The sequence below is a fragment of the Psychrobacter maritimus genome, assembly GCF_904846345.1.
Lineage (GTDB): Bacteria > Pseudomonadota > Gammaproteobacteria > Pseudomonadales > Moraxellaceae > Psychrobacter > Psychrobacter maritimus.
Map to the genome: position 1 here is coordinate 38171 of NZ_CAJHAJ010000003.1, position 16316 is coordinate 54486.

Genomic DNA, 16316 nt, shown 5'->3' on the forward strand with positions numbered 1-16316 from the left:
TCACGTAAGCGTGAAACTGCACCTGTGTTTATATTTCATATTATGCAGGCGTAAAATTCGTATTTGCTAATAGCTCACTTATAAAACAGTATATATGAAAAAGGTAGCGTGCAAAATGAACGTCTAGGTTTTGTCTGATTGAGCAGGCTTACTATTTACTCTAGCTGATACGAGGTAGTTAGAAAGTACGTCGCACTTAATATGCAGTAGTTAATATAAAACCGTTAACATAAATATCAGCTGATAGATAAGCAAGTAGCAAGTTAAGAGCTGCAGTATACGGTTGTGCTAGCGACACAATTCTTTGTCATGTTATGATAGCGCCGGCATTGGTCGACAGACGCTTATATTATCATGCTTCTTGCCGATAGCCCTTATATTCATTAGTTGAGAACAACTGTGGCCTCCATTAAAGACTCGCAAAGCTACCATTTTTCAGCGCAAGCACCTAAGCGTGATATCGGCTTGCCGATGGCGATTGTGATTGCCGTCAGTGTCCACGCGCTGGTTATTTTTGGGATTAGCTTCTCGATGGGGCAAGACCCTGCTGGCATGATGCAAGATGTTGCGAAAGCGCTGACCGACAATATGCAACCAAATGAAGATGCACAATTTATTGCCAATGCCTCACAAGAAGGCGGTGGCACGGTGCAGGAGCAATTGCGCCAAGAGACCGACCAGAGCAGTCCATTATCTGCCGAACAAATGAGCGAGACGCAAGATGTGATTAGCTTGCAGCGCCAAGTCCGTCAGCAGCGCTATCAAGAAAGCTATCTGCGGACGACGCTAAGTTGGCGTGAAGCAAGCGTCGAGTCTGATAACGATAGCAAGCAAGAACAAGATGATATGAAGGCGCAAGAAGAGCGTCTGCGTAAGCAAATTGCTACTTTAGAGGCGCAGCTGTCTCAGCGGCAACAGCTGTATGCGACCAAATCAAAAGTCGTGACCGTCGATAGCAATTCGACAACGCGCGGTGCGGCAGCGGACTATATCAATACCTTTCGTGAGCACGTCGAGCGCGTCGGTAACTTGCAATATCCTGCCCAAGCGCGCGCTCAAGGTATCACGGGTGAAGTACGCTTAATGGTCGTCATCGGTAATGATGGTAATATTAAAGCCATTCGTTTGCTTGAGAGTTCAAATTCGACGATATTAGATGAAGCAGCCAAACAGTCGGTTAGACAAGCGGCGCCCTTTGGTAAATTTACCGAAGACATGAATGATATCGTCGAGTTGCGTCTGATACGTACTTATCGCTATAGTGATAAAGTAGACATCACTTATTAAGCTCATTGAGAGCTAGAAATATTTTATCGGGCTTTAATTTAGCTTTAACTTCAATTTAGCGCTTAGATTAACAAACCAAGTGCAACGCTAATTAATAGTTAAATAATCATAAATATCATGTTTATGACAAAGTATTTATAAAAATACATTTTTAAAAATCAGTAATAGAGTAAAGAGTCAGTATGGAATTTTTAGGTTTTACCCTTGATATAGCAAGCTTAACAGAGAGTGCTTTGAGCATTGCGCTTAAAATTGCTTTTGCGTTATTGATATTTATTGTTGGGCGTTGGTTGGCAAAAAAAGTCGTAACCATTAGCAATCGCATTATGTTACGTAGCCGTTTAGAGGCGACAGCGGCTAACTTTTTAAGCCGATTATTATATGGTTTATTATTGGTTGTCGTGATTTTGGCAGCGCTGAGTAAAGTTGGCGTTCAGACCACGTCAGTCGTCGCTATCTTGGGCGGTGCAGCGGTGGCGATTGGTTTGTCACTGAAAGATCAGCTATCGAATTTTGCCGCTGGTATCATGATTGTGACTTTTCGCCCGTTTGTCCGCGGCGACTATGTACAGATTAGCAGTTACACCGGTACTGTGACCGAAATTACCTTGGTCAATACGCATTTAACGACCATTAATAATCACGACATCATCATTCCAAATGGTGATATTACTACCTCAGCGGTGATTAACTATACGGCGTTGCCCAACCGCCGCGTCGATATTACGGTTGGTATTGGTTATGATGCCGATATCAAAACCGCCAAAGATATCATGCTAAATTTGGCAAAAAATAATCCAATGGCGTTTACCGATCCTGCACCGGTGGTACGCGTGACCAACTTGGGCGACAATTCAGTCGATTTGACCTTGAATGTCTGGACCACTAACGATGATTGGTGGTCGATGCAATGCGATTTATTAGAACAATTCAAAAACGCCCTTGATGACAATGAAATTGACATTCCATTCCCGCAGCGCAGCGTACATGTCAAAGGCTTAGATCAGATGATTAACCAGATGGATCAAGCACAAAAAACCATGTTAAAAAAGAGTTAAAAAAGGACTAAAGACAAGCTAGAGATAAGGATTTGGCAGCGCTAATCCTGCCAAAATATCAATCTCAAAGCTTTCCATCTCATCTTGCTCGGCTTGTCCGAGCTCATGGTCAAAGCCAAGCAAATGCAGCAGACCATGTATTAATAAATGGCTGATGTGCTGATTGACAGTCTTGTTTTGCTCAGCAGCTTCACGAACCAACACGCCATGGCAAATAACCAGCTCACCTAGCGGTAGCGTTGGCATCAAGCCAATGATTGCCGCTGGCAAGTCGCTTGGGTAGGATAGGATATTGGTGGCATAATCTTTGCCGCGCGCCTCTAAATTAAGCTCTTGCCCTTCCACTGCATCCGTAATATAGATATCCAGCGCTTTCGATTTTTCTTGCCATACTTCAGTGTCAATATCGGCATAATAAGGCAGCGTCAGACCATTTTTAATACGCTCATCTATATTATCCAATGTCGCCATCATGACCTTCAATAAGTTTTCGCGATTATAAAAGCTCTCAAGTATATCGTCATCAATACTATCGGCGGCGCTGATATCAAGTACAGCTAAGCTGTCATCATTATCAAACGTGTTATTCAAACTGTCATTAAAACTACTACTAAAATTATCATCAACATTATTGTCAGTATCATTTGGTTCGGCTTGGCTCATGCCATTATCCTTTTTTTATCAATTTAAAATATTCAACAATAAATATCTAACGGTAAAAAACCGGATATCAAATCCGGTTTTCTTGCCATATTTTCTTAAGTTTTCTCATATAACTATATTAAGATAACTTATAGCTTAGCGGCTGCATCGTTTATTGCTTGTTTGCGCTCTTGCTCTTTCATGCGCTCAAATTTACGTTTTTCTTGCAAGGCGAGTTGCTCTTCATCAAAGACATCGTAAGCTTCAACAATTTTTTGTACCAATTGATGGCGCACGACGTCTTTTGAATCAAACTTGGTGATATGAATCTCTTCAATCCCGCTTAAGATTTCCATCGCTTGCGCTAAACCAGATTTACTACCGCGCGGTAAATCGACCTGCGTAATGTCACCGGTAATAACCGCACGTGAACCAAAGCCTAAGCGCGTTAAAAACATCTTCATCTGTTCAGGCGTGGTATTTTGCGCTTCATCCAAAATGACAAATGAGTTATTCAAAGTACGACCACGCATATAAGCAAGCGGGGCGACCTCGATGATTTGCTTTTCAAGCATTTTACCCACTTTATCAAAGCCAAGCATCTCATATAGCGCGTCATATAAAGGGCGCAAATACGGATCGATTTTTTGGGTTAAATCACCCGGTAAAAAGCCTAATTTCTCACCAGCTTCTACCGCAGGGCGTACCAGTAAGATACGCTCAATCTCATTGCGTTCTAGCATATCAACCGCACAAGCGACTGCTAGGTAGGTCTTACCAGTACCGGCAGGTCCAATACCAAACGACACATCAGACGATAAAATATCTCTCACATAACGCTGCTGATTACCACCGCGCGGAATGATTTTACCATTACGGGTGCGCAGGCTAACTGGCGTAAAGTCACTGGCAGCATCCAAGTTATCTGCATCTTCCTCATCAGCTAATTCTTCGTCGGCTGCTATATCTTCATCGCGCGAGATACTCGATTGGATGATTAAGTGCAGCTCTTCTGCGCTGATATCTTTGGTATTTTGCGCTTCATCGACCAGCTTATAGATAATACGTTCGCCGCGCTCAACACCCAATATATCGCCGCTCAGGCAAAAGTCGCCTTGGCGTTGGCTGATTTTAATATCGAGGCGTTCTTGGATATATTTCATGTGGTTATTATATTCGCCGAGCACGGTTTTGAGCTGTGCTGGGGTCAACGATTCGAACTTTATACGGCGGCTCATGGAATCAGTCAAGCGATTATCCTTGTATTTGGTTGCCCGCGGCTATGGCCAATTTTCTATGGTTTAGTTAATAAATGGCGATAGATTAACGGGCTTCAGAGATAAAATAATTAATTGTGTTTCATTGCTTTTAAATAGTTTTTGTAACGTTTGTTGCTCTTATGACGGTTGCTTAGCTGATAGAAATTAAAATGACGGTAAATGGCTGATAAAAATGGTTATTCGTAAAATGACTGGTAATAAGTAACTATCCTGCCTTCATTATGGTAGATAGATTTTAAAATTCAAGCGATATAAGGGAGGTAGCGCTCTGTTTTTGTATGGCGATTGCAACTACTGACTGCGTTTTTGCTGTTTTTAATGTTGAGTCATTTTAAAAGCCAGTGTTTTGTAGGTTTGAGCTTTCTAAGATACAAGCCGTTTTTAGATAATAAGTGAAAATCAGAAATCCTATACACTCGCTGAGGATACTGTCAAGAGCACGGCATGCGCGGTAATTTGTGGTAATCTATTGCTTAGATAAGACAGCTATAAAAGCCAAGCTGAAAAGCGTCAGACAACGATAAATTTTCTAAAAAAATAACATTTTTGAGTGCGTATTCATCACGTCTAAACGCGTGTTAAAAGGATCATATTAGGAATAATAACCATGCAAAATACTGAAGCAAATTCATTAAAATCCAATCATGTTAAATCTAGCCATGTTAATAAAGCGGCTATGACTGAGCAGCAAGTGCTTATCGCAGGCGGCGGGCATGTCGGTTTGTCCTTTGCATTGTTGCTTGCTCATCATGGTATCGCCAGTACCTTGCTAGAAAAAAACAGCTATCCAACCATCAGCCCTAATGATGATGCTAAGCGTAGCCATTATTTGGACAGCCGTAATACCGCATTGTCACGGCGTACGGTACAGATTTACCAAGAGATTGGGCTATGGGATGAGCTACAAAGCCATGCTTGTCGCATTGATGCGGTACAGATCAGTGAGCAAGGCAGCTTTGGACGCGCACAATTAAACAAAGCTGAGGAGCAGGTCGAGTCATTTGGGCAAGTAATGGAAAATGCGTGGCTCGGACGTAAGCTGTTATTGGCTGCACAGCAAGAGCCGCTGATTACCTTGATTGATAATGCCAATGTGATAGCAGTTAGCCAACAAAGCGAAGGCGTGACGCTAAGCTTTAGCTATTACGGTGAAGAAGAGCATGAGCAGCAATTGCAAGCCAGCGTTTTGGTTGCTTGTGATGGTCGTGACTCTACCGTACGTCAGCTATTAGGTATCAGCACTACGACTTATGATTATAAGCAAACCGCTATTGTTGGTGTGGTAGAGACCGATCAGCCGCATGAACATATTGCCATTGAGCGCTTTAGTCCGGCAGGGCCGCTTGCGGTGTTGCCATTGACTGATCCAGAAGGCGACGGCAATGATGAGTACCAAAAAGGTTATAGACGCTCAGTAGTTTGGGTTTGTCCAACTGGGGAAGAGACACAATATCTAGAAGATGATGCGCATTTCTTGGCGACCTTGCAGCAAGCCTTTGACGAGCGCGCTGGCACGTTTAAAAAAGCTGGTCGCCGCGGCGCTTATCCACTGACGCGGGTACTAGCAGACAAACAAGTAGACGGTCGCTGCGTCATCATGGGTAACGCGGCTCACACCTTACATCCGGTCGCTGGACAAGGTTTTAACCTCTGTATGCGTGATGCCCATGTACTGGCGCAAATGATGAGTCAGCAAGTGCTCAAAGGCGAAGACATCGGCAATCCGACTTTGCTCAAGCGCTATGAAAAAGCCCGTCAAACCGATCAAAAACGCGTCATTCGCTTCTGTGATGCCGTCGTACATGGCTTTACGCATCCAAACCCAGTAGTGAAGCTGGCACGTAACGTGGCTTTGGTTGCCTTTGATAAACTGCCAAATATTAAGCCATTGATTGCCAACTATGCGATGGGCTTAAAATCTTAGTTCAACATATTGGTAAGTTATTATGCAAATAAAATCTATAATTTCAGCTGCTGCTAAACCACATAAATATGAGCGGATAGCATGAATAACGCGACAAAGGATGTTTTATGAAAAATAACCATACGCTTATTATCGGCGGCGGTATCGTCGGTGCAACCCTTGCGCTAAAACTGGCGCAAGCTGAAATGCCAGTGACCCTCATCGATGCCCGTCCTGAACGTAGCGAGGCAGATTGGCAGCAGGTTCTTGGCAAGCGGGATGCGCGCGTTTATGCATTAAGCCTTGCCAGTATTAACTTACTTAAAGATGTGGGCGCTTGGCAAAAGATAGCGGCATCAGAGCGTAAAGCCGATTATTCGCAAATGCAGGTTTGGCAGCTAAACGGTCGCGGCGAGTTACTGTTCGGCGATAGTGGCGATAACAGTAATAGCAGTAATGACGGCAATAACAGCAAACAAAACCCTGAGCCAAAAATGCTCGGTAGTATGGTTGAGCCCGCAGTTATCGAATACGCATTGTGGCAGCGTCTATCTGCCTCTGATGTCAGTCAATATTTAACCGTTATCGATGGGCAGAAGGTTGTCGATATGGACTGGCTTGGTAGCGCGCAAGGTTACCGTGTGACCTTAGGTAATGGCAGTGTGATTGACGCGCGTTTATTGGTTGGTGCTGACGGTCGCGGCTCGTTTGTGCGTAAGCAGGCGGCAATTGAGCTGGATGTGCTTGATTATAATCAAACGGCGATTTGCTGCGCCATTCAAACTGACAAGCCGCACCGAGCAACCGCCCGTCAAGCCATGCTGCCGACCGGTACATTGGCATTGTTGCCGCTTGCTGATATTACTGATGAAGATAAAGCCAACCCGCAACATTGGCAGTCGATTGTATGGACATTACCACGCAACCAAGCATTGGCATTGTTAGAAGAATCGCCGCGCTATATCGCTGATAAATTGGCTGCTGCTAGCAATTATGAGCTGGGCGCTATTCGCGAGATTGAATCCATCGCCAGCTTTCCGTTAGCAGCGCAGCAAGCAAAAAGCTACGTCGCGGATAATCTAGTATTAATTGGGGACGCCGCGCATGGTGTGCATCCGCTGGCAGGTCAGGGGTTGAATTTGGGTATGCTCGATGTGAAAGCATTGAGTGAGCAACTCACCCATGACTATGCCCGCAGTGGCAACAAGCTGTGGGGTTCGAACCAAACCTTGCGGAGCTATGAGCGTCTGCGTCGTCCGCATAATAGTCTGATGATGCATAGCTTTTCGGCGCTTAATTGGCTGTTTGCAGGCTCGCTTGCGCAGATGCGTCCGATTCAACAACTTCGTAATGAAGGTATGTATCGCGTCAGCAAAATTAAACCATTGATGCGTCTGTTTGCGAAGCAGGCAAGTGGGGTCTAGGGTTTAAACTGAACGTTTTATATGAACTAAGGATGGCGTATGAAAAATAATTCATGGATGACGATAGGCGTGGTAATAGCTAGTTTTATGTTAGCTTCCTGCCAATCTGTACCCAAAAACACCATAATCAATAAAAAGGCAGACAACACACCTAAAGTCATGATAGAGCCACATGCAGATACAGACAGTGATGGCGTCCCTGACATCATAGATAATTGCCCGAACACCCCTAAGGGTGTGGTGATGGATGAGTATGGTTGTCCTCTCACCACTATTGGAACTGGTTTACAAATGGAGTATCGTGCCTTTTTTGCTAAAGGTAGCAGTGAACTAACATCTAAATATCAGGTTGAACTGGATAAAGTAGCCGCAAGAATGAAAGAGTATGATAGCGCTATTTTTAAAATTGAAGCGCACATTTCAGAGGATGAAATTAATAAAGACTTAAGCTCACTACCTAAAAACAGAGCACTGATAATCAAAAACTACCTTTTATTAAAGCATAGTATAGAATCTAGTCGATTGATGACTTTAAATTGTGACGCTAGAGCGCCCATTGCACCTAATGATACTGAGGAGGGTAGAGCTTTTAATCGTCGGGTTTATGGTTTATTAACTGAGCCTGATAGTGACTATCCTATCAATTTAAAAGAGGGCATCTGCGTTGAATTTTAACATCTTAGCGCAGAATTCTTCCACCTCTAAGGTGGTGAGATGAATGCGTTGTTGGTAACTACTCTTACAACCTGTTGTATAATAATTATGCCACCAACTAACAATAAGTATTTCATGCCAAAGCAGATCCTAAAAGCCCATAAAGTCAGGCTGTACCCTAATGAAGAACAGCAAATATTCTTTGCTAAATCATTCGGCTGCACACGCTTTATTTGGAATAGGATGCTTGGCGATAAAATAGACCACTATGAGACCACAAAGACCACCTTAAACAACACCCCTGCTCAGTATAAAAAAGAGTTTGAATGGCTCAAAGAAGTCGATAGCTTGGCATTGGCGAATGTGCAGCAAAACCTAAGAGCGGCTTATAACGCCTTCTTTAAGAACGGCACAGGCTTCCCTACGTTCAAGAAAAAGGGCATTAAAGACAGTTACACCACCAATAACCAAAAGGGTACAGTGGCGATCACAGATAGCACTGTCAAGCTGCCTAAGGTTGGTCATATCAACGCCAAGTTCCCAAGTGAAATAAACGGCTTAATAAAGAGCGCCACCATCAGCCATACCCCATCAGGTAAGTATTACGTCAGCCTACTGGTTGAAACCATCGTTAATGAATTACCAAAAACCCACTCTAACATCGGCATTGACTTAGGATTGACAGACTTTATCGTCTTATCGGACAGCACGAAAGTTGCTAATCCTAAGTTTCTATCGAAGCTGCAAGACAAGCTTGCGCGTGAACAGAAAATTTTAGCCAAACGCAGAGCCGTTGCCAAAGCGGATCAACGCAAGTTGTCAGAGAGCCGCAACTATCAAAAGCAAAAAATAAAAGTCGCCAAGGTCTATGAGAAAATAACCAATACTCGCAAAGACTTTCTACATAAACTCTCATTCAATCTCATCAAAAACCACGATGTTATTGCTATTGAGGACTTGAACGTCAAGGGTATGGTTAAGAATCATAAACTTGCAAAAGCAATCAGTGATAGCTCATGGTCAGCATTCACCACCATGCTTGCCTATAAAGCAGACTGGTACGGCAAAACGCTTGTCAAAATAGACCGATGGTTTCCATCGTCTAAGACTTGCTCAAACTGCAACCATCTACTGACTAAAGCTGAATTACCGCTGTCGGTTAGAATGTGGAATTGTCCAAGTTGCTTGCAGCAAAATGATCGCGATACCAATGCCAGTATCAATATCTTACATCAAGGATTGATACTGGCTAAACAATCAAAAACTGTCGGTGCGACAGGGTTAGCTTAGTTAATTCGCTTAACCGCTGATACAGAATATCGTGTCAAGTAAGAGCGTTACCTAAGAAACCCCTACCTCTAAGGTAGGGGGTAGTTCATAGAGAGTTTTTATTGATAAATAGCTGTCATCTCAACATAAAAAAAATTGTTTTTGAATGTATTCAGAGGGGGTAATGATGGGAATGAAAAATTGTAGCACTTTATTGCTGCTAGTAACATCTATAGCGTTAGCTGGCTGCCAAACCACTGTAACTGCGCCGTCTAAAGTTATATCTCAACATGAAAATATCAGGACGATGCAAGCAGAGATAGATTCAGATGGCGATGGAGTGCTTGATGATATAGACGAGTGCCCTGAAACGCCACCTAACGTAGTGGTCGATGCTAAAGGCTGTGAAATAATAATTGAAGGAGGCGAGGCACTTGAGATGGAATTACATGGGTTTTTTGCACCGCTGAGTAGTCGATTAATTAATAGCTATGATAAAGAGTTTGCAAAAATTGAAGAAAAGCTTAATGAATATTTAGACGCTAACATTTTTATCTTTGGGCACTTGTCATCGAATGAGCTTGCATTATCAAAGGATAATGACAACTTATCACGCCAACGTGCACTTACTATTAAAAACAGACTTATAACCGAGCATCATATCGAATCTGACCGTATTACTACTTATGACTGCTTAGATCGGTATCCTTCTACCAATATAGATCTGAGTTATGATGATCCTGAACAGATTGAATCCAAAGACAGAAGAGTGGTTTTTAAGGCAAGCAGACAAGTCAAGGATTTGTCGAATCTAAAATACGCAGGTGATAGAGAGAGTTATGGTAAGTACGCTAAGCACTGTGAGCCGTTTGAATAACAAAGACTGATTTTCATCAACCGTTAAAAGTTATCCTTACCCCAACGCCGAAAACAACACCATCAGCACTGGCGAGACAATATTAATAATAAAACCAAAACTAATCGCCAGTGGCACGACTTTTAGCCCGCCAGATTGTTGAATAATAGGCAGGGTAAAGTCTAAACTGGTCGCGCCGCCAAGTCCTACCGCTGCTGATGGATATTTACGCATAAAAACAGGAATAAATAATAGCGCAAAAAACTCACGTATTAAGTCGTTAAATAGCCCCACACTGCCCCAAACGGCGCCATAAGCATCGGTCATGATAATCGCTGACAGTGAATACCAACCAAACCCTGATGCCAGTGCCAAGCCTTTCGTCCATGATACATCGGTAAACATCAGCGCGAAAACAAGTCCGCCAACCAGAACGGCTAGTGTAAAGATGATACTCATCTCGACGCCACGTTTATTGAGTAGTACTTCTTTAAGGGTAATTCCCGAGCCTTTTAAGCCAATGCCAACCAGTAAGATTAATACCATCAGCATTGCGGTCATGGTGTTTTCAGGTGGCATATAATCCACGGGTAAGAGATAGCCAATTACCATGCCAATCACCACACAAATCACTTGCGCCAAGCTGCCACGAATACTGACACGGTGCTCTTTGGATTTGACACTGGGCTTTTTGGCATGCCACGGGCGCAGGCGGTCAAACAGCATGAGAGCAAATAAGCCAGTGCCAATTGTCAATATAGACAATATCGTGACATAAAGTGCGATTTCACCTATTTGACTGCCCAGCCCTTCGACTTGTGACAGCTCAATACCGATGAGGGTTAAGATGACATAAACCAAGTACGACAAGCCTTTATCAGCAAGCTTGGTCATGGTTGGATTGGAGGGGATGGCAAAACCAATAAACATTGGCATTAAGACCAAAACAAGGGTAATCAGGCTTTGCATGTCGGCAAACTCGTCATTTTTAAACAAGGCGTTTTTGGGAGGGCATTTCTAAGAAGTTGGGGATTGTATCATATTAGCTCGTAAATACGGCTATCAGCACATCATATTCATCGCAAAATATGACGGTTGTTTGAGTAGTAAATGACCTCTAAGTGGCTGGTTATTCTTTACCTGACAAACTTTTGTTGCTACATTGAAGGCATCAAAGGTTTTGGCACGTATTATGTCGCTATATCAACTCAAATCTCAATTCCAAGATCAATTGCGTCCTATAAGCGATACTCTAGCTGGGCAAGGTGTTACCGCCAACCAAGTGACGGTTTCAGCAGTATTGTTGAGTGTGGGAACGGCCTATGTGATAGCTAAGCCCGCAGCCAAAAATCAAGCGCTATGGCTGTTAATGCCGTCATCATTGTTTGTGCGTATGGCGCTCAATGCTATTGATGGCATGATGGCGCGCGAGCACGGACAGGCATCCAAACTTGGTGCAGTGCTTAATGAATTGGGCGATATTATTGCCGATACAGCATTATTGGCCAGTCTGTTGCCGCATATTGATAATCAAGAAACGCCCGCTGGGCTGATAAATATCGCAGAAAACCTATCTCACAGTCAGCGCCATATTGTCGGTTTGATTGGTCTTAGTATTGGTAGCGAGCTACTGGGTATAGCCAGTCATACAGCTCTAGGTACTCGAGCCAACCATGGGCCATTAGGCAAAAGTGACCGTGCTTTTTTGCTGGGTATGCTTGGTACCTTGGTTGGTGTCAAAGTACCGTTATCGCTATCACCTATAAGAATAGGGCAACTGTGCCTACTGACAGAAGCAATGCTCTTAAAGACTTGCCTCAATCGCTTGCGTTATATGGTGAATTTATACGTAATGCGTAAACCGCCAGTGCCTAAATCAACACTGAGTGCCTTAAATACTTGTCATCATTCAAACATTTCCAACCATGTTGAATTTTCTCCTAGCGTCATTGATGGTTTCATCGCTCATAACGCTTTACCTCATTCTTCTACTAATGCTTCTCTTTTGGAATCCAATATTATGTCAGCGACCTCTAATAATGCAGAAAATAAAATAAATCTGCTTAACGATAGTAACCATAAATACCCATCCCAAAAGACTTCATCAAAGCAGCCCTCACCCAAAACTATTCATGGTGAAAGCAGTTATAACGCTTATGATGGCACGGCAATATATTATCGTTACTGGCTGACGATGCCTTTAGAGGCTATAAAACAAACCAGTCAGCAACACACAAAACAGCGCCAAGTCATTCTGTTACATCGTGGTCATGAGCATTCAGGACGATTGGAAGAGTTAGGACGGCAGTTTGCAGCGGCGGGCTATCAAGTATTTGCATGGGATGCACGCGGTAATGGGCGCTCAGGCGGTATCAAAGATCATGCCGAGAGCGTCACTGAGCTAGAGCGTGATTTAAACGACTTTGTGCAATTGGTCGTTGCTCAAACTGGCATTGCCATTGACGATACTTTACTCATCGCCAGTAGCATCGGTGCGGTACTCGCGGCAGCATGGGTACATGATTACGCGCCCAATATTCGCGGGATGATTTTGGGTACACCTGCATTGAAGATTCGTTTGTATCTACCCTTTGCCATACCATCGTTAAAGGTGGCACGCGGACTCGGTTTGATGTCACGCGTGAGTAGCTACGTCAAAGCACAAGTATTGACTCATGATAAAGACGCACAGCAAGCCTACAATGCCGACCCGCTTATCTCCAATAGCATCTCGACTGACTTGCTCATTGATACTCATGCGACGGGTCAACGCTTGCTCGATGATGCTGGTGCCATTACCGTACCGACGTTTGTATTGTGTGCAGGCAAGGATTATGTGGTCGATAAGCAGGCTGAACGTGATTTTTATGACGCCATCAATACGACTGATAAACGCTGGCAATTATATCCAGACAGTTATCATGCTATCTTTCATGAAACCAATAAGGCAGATGTCTTCGCTGATTGTATTGAGTTCACTGAGCAGGTATTCAGTACGGACGTTAAAACGCCTGATTTAAGCGCCGCTCATCTAAACAGTGCCAGTAAGGATAAGGTTGATCGCTTAGCGATTAAACCTTTTAACCCAAGCTTTGCCATTACCCGATTTGCCATGCGAAAATTTGGTCATGTCAGCGATGCCATTGCCACTGGACTTGTGCATGGCTTTGATTCGGGTCATTCGCTCGATCATGTCTATTACAATCAGCCGAGTGGTCAGAATAAATTTGGTCAGGCAGTCGATAAATTTTACTTAAACAATATTGGTTGGCAAGGGATTCGTATCCGCCGTGAGCATATATTAGAGCTAGCACGTCAAGCTTTAGCAGATCTTGAAGATAAGAACCAAAGTAGCGCTAAGTTATACCAACCAAGATTGCTAGATATTGCTAGTGGCCATGGTTTTTATGCGTTTGATTTGTTGACAGAGTTTACAGACTTGCATGCTGAGCTACGTGATTATGAGCAGCATAATATTCAAGCTTTACAGTCAAAAGCACAGCAATTAGAAATTGCTGATCGCGTGATTGCCTGTCAAAAAGATGCCTTTGACCCTGCCAGTTACGTTAATGAGCAGAAAGAGACTGGCAGTGTCGATGAAACAAAATTCGATATCTCCATTGCCTCTGGTGTTTTTGAATTGTTTTCTGACAATATGCTACCAACGACGGCTTTGGCGGGCATTTACGATAGTTTAAAATCTGGTGGTTATTTACTTTATACCAATCAGCCTTGGCATCCTGAACAAGAATTTATCAGTAAAACCTTAAACAATCATCGTGGCAGCAGTTGGGTGATGCGTTGTCGTTCACAAGCAGAGATGGATCAGTTGGTTGAGAATGCTGGCTTTCAAAAAATAGCGATGCGTATTGATCGCTTTGGTATTTTTACCGTGTCACTAGCGATTAAAGTCGCCTCAACCAATCATGAATAATACGCATGCCAAACCCTATGAGCGTGTACAGATTTTTTCAGGGGGCGGTTCACGTTTTGGCTATTATTTAGGTAGCTATGCAGCATTGGTGGCTCATGATTTGACGCCGGATATGATTGTTGGCACCTGCGGTGGTAGTCTATCGGCTTATTTGGTTAATTTAGCGCCCGATCCCAAGGATTTGCAGGAGCTCATGTGCAGCCGTGAGTTGTATCGTGTCATTACTACCATCAGACATGTCGCGCCAGACGAAGCAAGTAAGCGATTAAAAATACGTTATATGGCTCAAGCTTTCAAGCGCTGGCGACTCACAAAGCAAAAAGCTAACGGACAAAGACAGCAACAAGCAGATAACTATGAGCGGATTTTGGATGAATTGCAGCAACTAGCGATGTTTCGAGTCGATAATGAGGAACAATGGCTTGACGAGTTGTCTGGTTTTTCTCTCAAGCGCAATAATAATTCGTTTAATCCTACCGCGCCAGAGATAGCCATTATCGCCAGCCGCCTGTATCCAACAGCTAATCAAGGGACTACTGCTAGTAATTCTGTTCACAATGATTTTAGGCTACAAGAATTATTATTTGCCCCGCCGCGATTGGCAGCATTAGATCTCATCGCAGAAAAACTGAATTCACCGGCTCATACATTTGCTACTGGACGTATCAATCAGTCTGTCAAAACGCTGACCAAATGGGATTTTGCCCCTGCGATTCGTGCTTCTATGGCAGATATGTATTACCTACCACCGACGCATATCGCAGCGCTTGGTTGGTGCTTAGGCGGGGTGATTAATCTCACGCCCATTGAGCTAGCGTGTCAATTGGGTCATAGCGTATTTGCAGAGACCAAGGCGGGTTATGATTCATGGCTTGCCGCACCAGCCATTCAACGTGTTTTTGGTTTTGACCCCAACGAGCGTTTGGCACAGGTGCAGGGTTTTGATTCAACAGAAACGCTGACACGCGCTGATTCTGTTAAAACCAGTCCTCGAGTGAATCAACTACATTGGTTACCTTTTGCAGATAATGCTCAGCAGTTGGCAAGACAGCATGTACAAAAACGTTTCAATATCAAACAAATGGTCGTTGAGCTCATTCACAGTGACTATGATGGCTTTGTGCGGCAAATGCAGGCGCAATGGCAGTATGGCTATCAGCGTACAGCTGACTACATACAGCAGCATAGTCTATGAAGAATGCCACAAAGCCCGCCTCAATAGATAAACCACACATTATCGTCGTTGGTGGTACCAGTGGACTTGGTTTGGCATTGGCACTGCATCATCAGGCGCTTGGCTGGCAAGTGAGCGTGGTTGGTCATAGCACGGCAAAGATAGACCGTCTCAATAGTCAGCATCCTAATATTATTACTTATTGCTGTGATTTGACTGATAACGCGCAAACACAAAGTTTGTTAGAGAGCTTGTCAAATATCAGTTTTCAAAGAGTGATTTATAGTGCGGGTAGTTATACCAATGAGCGTGTTCACCATCTGAGTCAAGCGGACAGCGATCAAATGCTAGCGATTAATCTGCAAGCGTTTGAGCAGGTTTTTAGATGGGCAAGTGAGCAATTAAAGCACCAAAGCTGTGCGTTGGATATCAACGAAAACAGCAGCCTAAGCCTAATTTGTATTGCTTCTATAGCAGGTACTATGGATTATCCTTATGCCAGTCTATATGCCAAAAGCAAACGCGCGATGATTGCCACTGCGAGCGCCTATCGTGCAGCACTTGCGCCTTATTATATTCAAGTAAACTGCATCGCCTCGGGATATATCGACACCCAAGCATTACGTGATTTGAATAATGATGATGCTAGCCATAAGCCATTTATAATAAAGACACAAACGGCGGTTGAGAAGATTATGCAGGCAATTGATAAAGATATTGAGTTGGCCATATTTCCACGCTCCATGCGCTGTATTACTCGGGCAATCAATCATTTACCTAAGCCTTTGCTTAACTGGATATTGCGTAGTAAATTGGATAAAACCACTTGATAACA

The 16316-nt window shown here is 43.5% G+C and carries 13 protein-coding genes; 10 read left to right on the forward strand and 3 right to left on the reverse strand.

The features are described from left to right. Positions 1-399 precede the first annotated feature (399 nt). On the forward strand, positions 400-1287 hold the full coding sequence (locus JMX50_RS05310) for an energy transducer TonB (protein ID WP_201620004.1): 888 nt from the start codon (positions 400-402) through the stop codon (positions 1285-1287). A gap of 182 nt (positions 1288-1469) precedes the next feature. After that, complete coding sequence (locus JMX50_RS05315) at positions 1470-2345, forward strand: mechanosensitive ion channel family protein (RefSeq protein ID WP_201628734.1); 876 nt, start codon at positions 1470-1472, stop codon at positions 2343-2345. An 18-nt stretch (positions 2346-2363) separates the two neighbouring features. On the opposite strand, the gene ybeY is transcribed toward JMX50_RS05315, so the two are convergent. Both ybeY and JMX50_RS05325 read right to left on the reverse strand, forming a co-directional pair. Beyond that, positions 2364-3008 (reverse strand): rRNA maturation RNase YbeY, encoded by a 645-nt coding sequence (ybeY, locus tag JMX50_RS05320; protein ID WP_201628735.1) that lies wholly within the window; start codon positions 3006-3008, stop codon positions 2364-2366. Positions 3009-3136: 128 nt separating this feature from the next. Then, on the reverse strand, positions 3137-4225 hold the full coding sequence (locus JMX50_RS05325; RefSeq protein WP_201628913.1) for a PhoH family protein: 1089 nt from the start codon (positions 4223-4225) through the stop codon (positions 3137-3139). Between the two features lie 718 nt (positions 4226-4943). Between JMX50_RS05325 and JMX50_RS05330 the strand changes: the two genes are divergently transcribed. The 5 genes from JMX50_RS05330 to JMX50_RS05350 all read left to right on the forward strand — a co-directional run bounded on the left by JMX50_RS05330 (position 4944) and on the right by JMX50_RS05350 (position 10394). Further along, entirely contained in the window at positions 4944-6191 is a 1248-nt protein-coding gene (locus JMX50_RS05330; RefSeq protein ID WP_201628914.1) for a UbiH/UbiF/VisC/COQ6 family ubiquinone biosynthesis hydroxylase, read from the forward strand. Positions 6192-6298: 107 nt separating this feature from the next. Next, entirely contained in the window at positions 6299-7594 is a 1296-nt protein-coding gene (locus JMX50_RS05335; RefSeq protein WP_201628736.1) for an FAD-dependent monooxygenase, read from the forward strand. Positions 7595-7633: 39 nt separating this feature from the next. After that, positions 7634-8269 (forward strand): OmpA family protein, encoded by a 636-nt coding sequence (locus JMX50_RS05340; protein WP_201628737.1) that lies wholly within the window; start codon positions 7634-7636, stop codon positions 8267-8269. 114 nt (positions 8270-8383) lie between these two features. After that, the gene (gene tnpB, locus JMX50_RS05345; RefSeq protein ID WP_201628738.1) at positions 8384-9538 is read left to right on the forward strand and encodes an IS200/IS605 family element RNA-guided endonuclease TnpB; all 1155 of its coding nucleotides are present in this window, start codon (positions 8384-8386) and stop codon (positions 9536-9538) included. A 166-nt stretch (positions 9539-9704) separates the two neighbouring features. Next, entirely contained in the window at positions 9705-10394 is a 690-nt protein-coding gene (locus tag JMX50_RS05350) for an OmpA family protein (protein WP_201628739.1), read from the forward strand. A 36-nt stretch (positions 10395-10430) separates the two neighbouring features. On the opposite strand, the gene JMX50_RS05355 is transcribed toward JMX50_RS05350, so the two are convergent. Then, a complete protein-coding gene (locus JMX50_RS05355) occupies positions 10431-11342 on the reverse strand; it encodes a lysine exporter LysO family protein (protein WP_201628740.1) in 912 nt (303 codons plus the stop codon). A gap of 223 nt (positions 11343-11565) precedes the next feature. Between JMX50_RS05355 and JMX50_RS05360 the strand changes: the two genes are divergently transcribed. The 3 genes from JMX50_RS05360 to JMX50_RS05370 are packed head-to-tail and all read left to right on the forward strand — an operon-like array spanning position 11566 to position 16311. Continuing rightward, the gene (locus tag JMX50_RS05360) at positions 11566-14307 is read left to right on the forward strand and encodes an alpha/beta fold hydrolase (RefSeq protein WP_201628741.1); all 2742 of its coding nucleotides are present in this window, start codon (positions 11566-11568) and stop codon (positions 14305-14307) included. Then, a complete protein-coding gene (locus JMX50_RS05365; RefSeq protein ID WP_201628742.1) occupies positions 14300-15502 on the forward strand; it encodes a patatin-like phospholipase family protein in 1203 nt (400 codons plus the stop codon). The genes JMX50_RS05360 and JMX50_RS05365 overlap by 8 nt, the downstream gene beginning before the upstream one ends. After that, the gene (locus JMX50_RS05370; RefSeq protein ID WP_201628743.1) at positions 15499-16311 is read left to right on the forward strand and encodes an SDR family NAD(P)-dependent oxidoreductase; all 813 of its coding nucleotides are present in this window, start codon (positions 15499-15501) and stop codon (positions 16309-16311) included. The genes JMX50_RS05365 and JMX50_RS05370 overlap by 4 nt, the downstream gene beginning before the upstream one ends. Positions 16312-16316 lie beyond the last annotated feature (5 nt).

Excerpts from the sequence above, each read along its gene's own strand:
- JMX50_RS05360 (WP_201628741.1), top strand. The coding sequence starts at position 11,566 with ATGTCGCTATATCAACTCAAATCTCAATTCCAAGATCAATTGCGTCCT.
- JMX50_RS05325 (WP_201628913.1), bottom strand. The coding sequence starts at position 4,225 with ATGAGCCGCCGTATAAAGTTCGAATCGTTGACCCCAGCACAGCTCAAA.
- JMX50_RS05315 (WP_201628734.1), top strand. The coding sequence starts at position 1,470 with ATGGAATTTTTAGGTTTTACCCTTGATATAGCAAGCTTAACAGAGAGT.
- JMX50_RS05365 (WP_201628742.1), top strand. The coding sequence starts at position 14,300 with ATGAATAATACGCATGCCAAACCCTATGAGCGTGTACAGATTTTTTCA.
- JMX50_RS05355 (WP_201628740.1), bottom strand. The coding sequence starts at position 11,342 with ATGCAAAGCCTGATTACCCTTGTTTTGGTCTTAATGCCAATGTTTATT.
- ybeY (WP_201628735.1), bottom strand. The coding sequence starts at position 3,008 with ATGAGCCAAGCCGAACCAAATGATACTGACAATAATGTTGATGATAAT.
- JMX50_RS05335 (WP_201628736.1), top strand. The coding sequence starts at position 6,299 with ATGAAAAATAACCATACGCTTATTATCGGCGGCGGTATCGTCGGTGCA.
- JMX50_RS05330 (WP_201628914.1), top strand. The coding sequence starts at position 4,944 with ATGACTGAGCAGCAAGTGCTTATCGCAGGCGGCGGGCATGTCGGTTTG.
- JMX50_RS05340 (WP_201628737.1), top strand. The coding sequence starts at position 7,634 with ATGAAAAATAATTCATGGATGACGATAGGCGTGGTAATAGCTAGTTTT.
- tnpB (WP_201628738.1), top strand. The coding sequence starts at position 8,384 with ATGCCAAAGCAGATCCTAAAAGCCCATAAAGTCAGGCTGTACCCTAAT.
- JMX50_RS05370 (WP_201628743.1), top strand. The coding sequence starts at position 15,499 with ATGAAGAATGCCACAAAGCCCGCCTCAATAGATAAACCACACATTATC.
- JMX50_RS05350 (WP_201628739.1), top strand. The coding sequence starts at position 9,705 with ATGGGAATGAAAAATTGTAGCACTTTATTGCTGCTAGTAACATCTATA.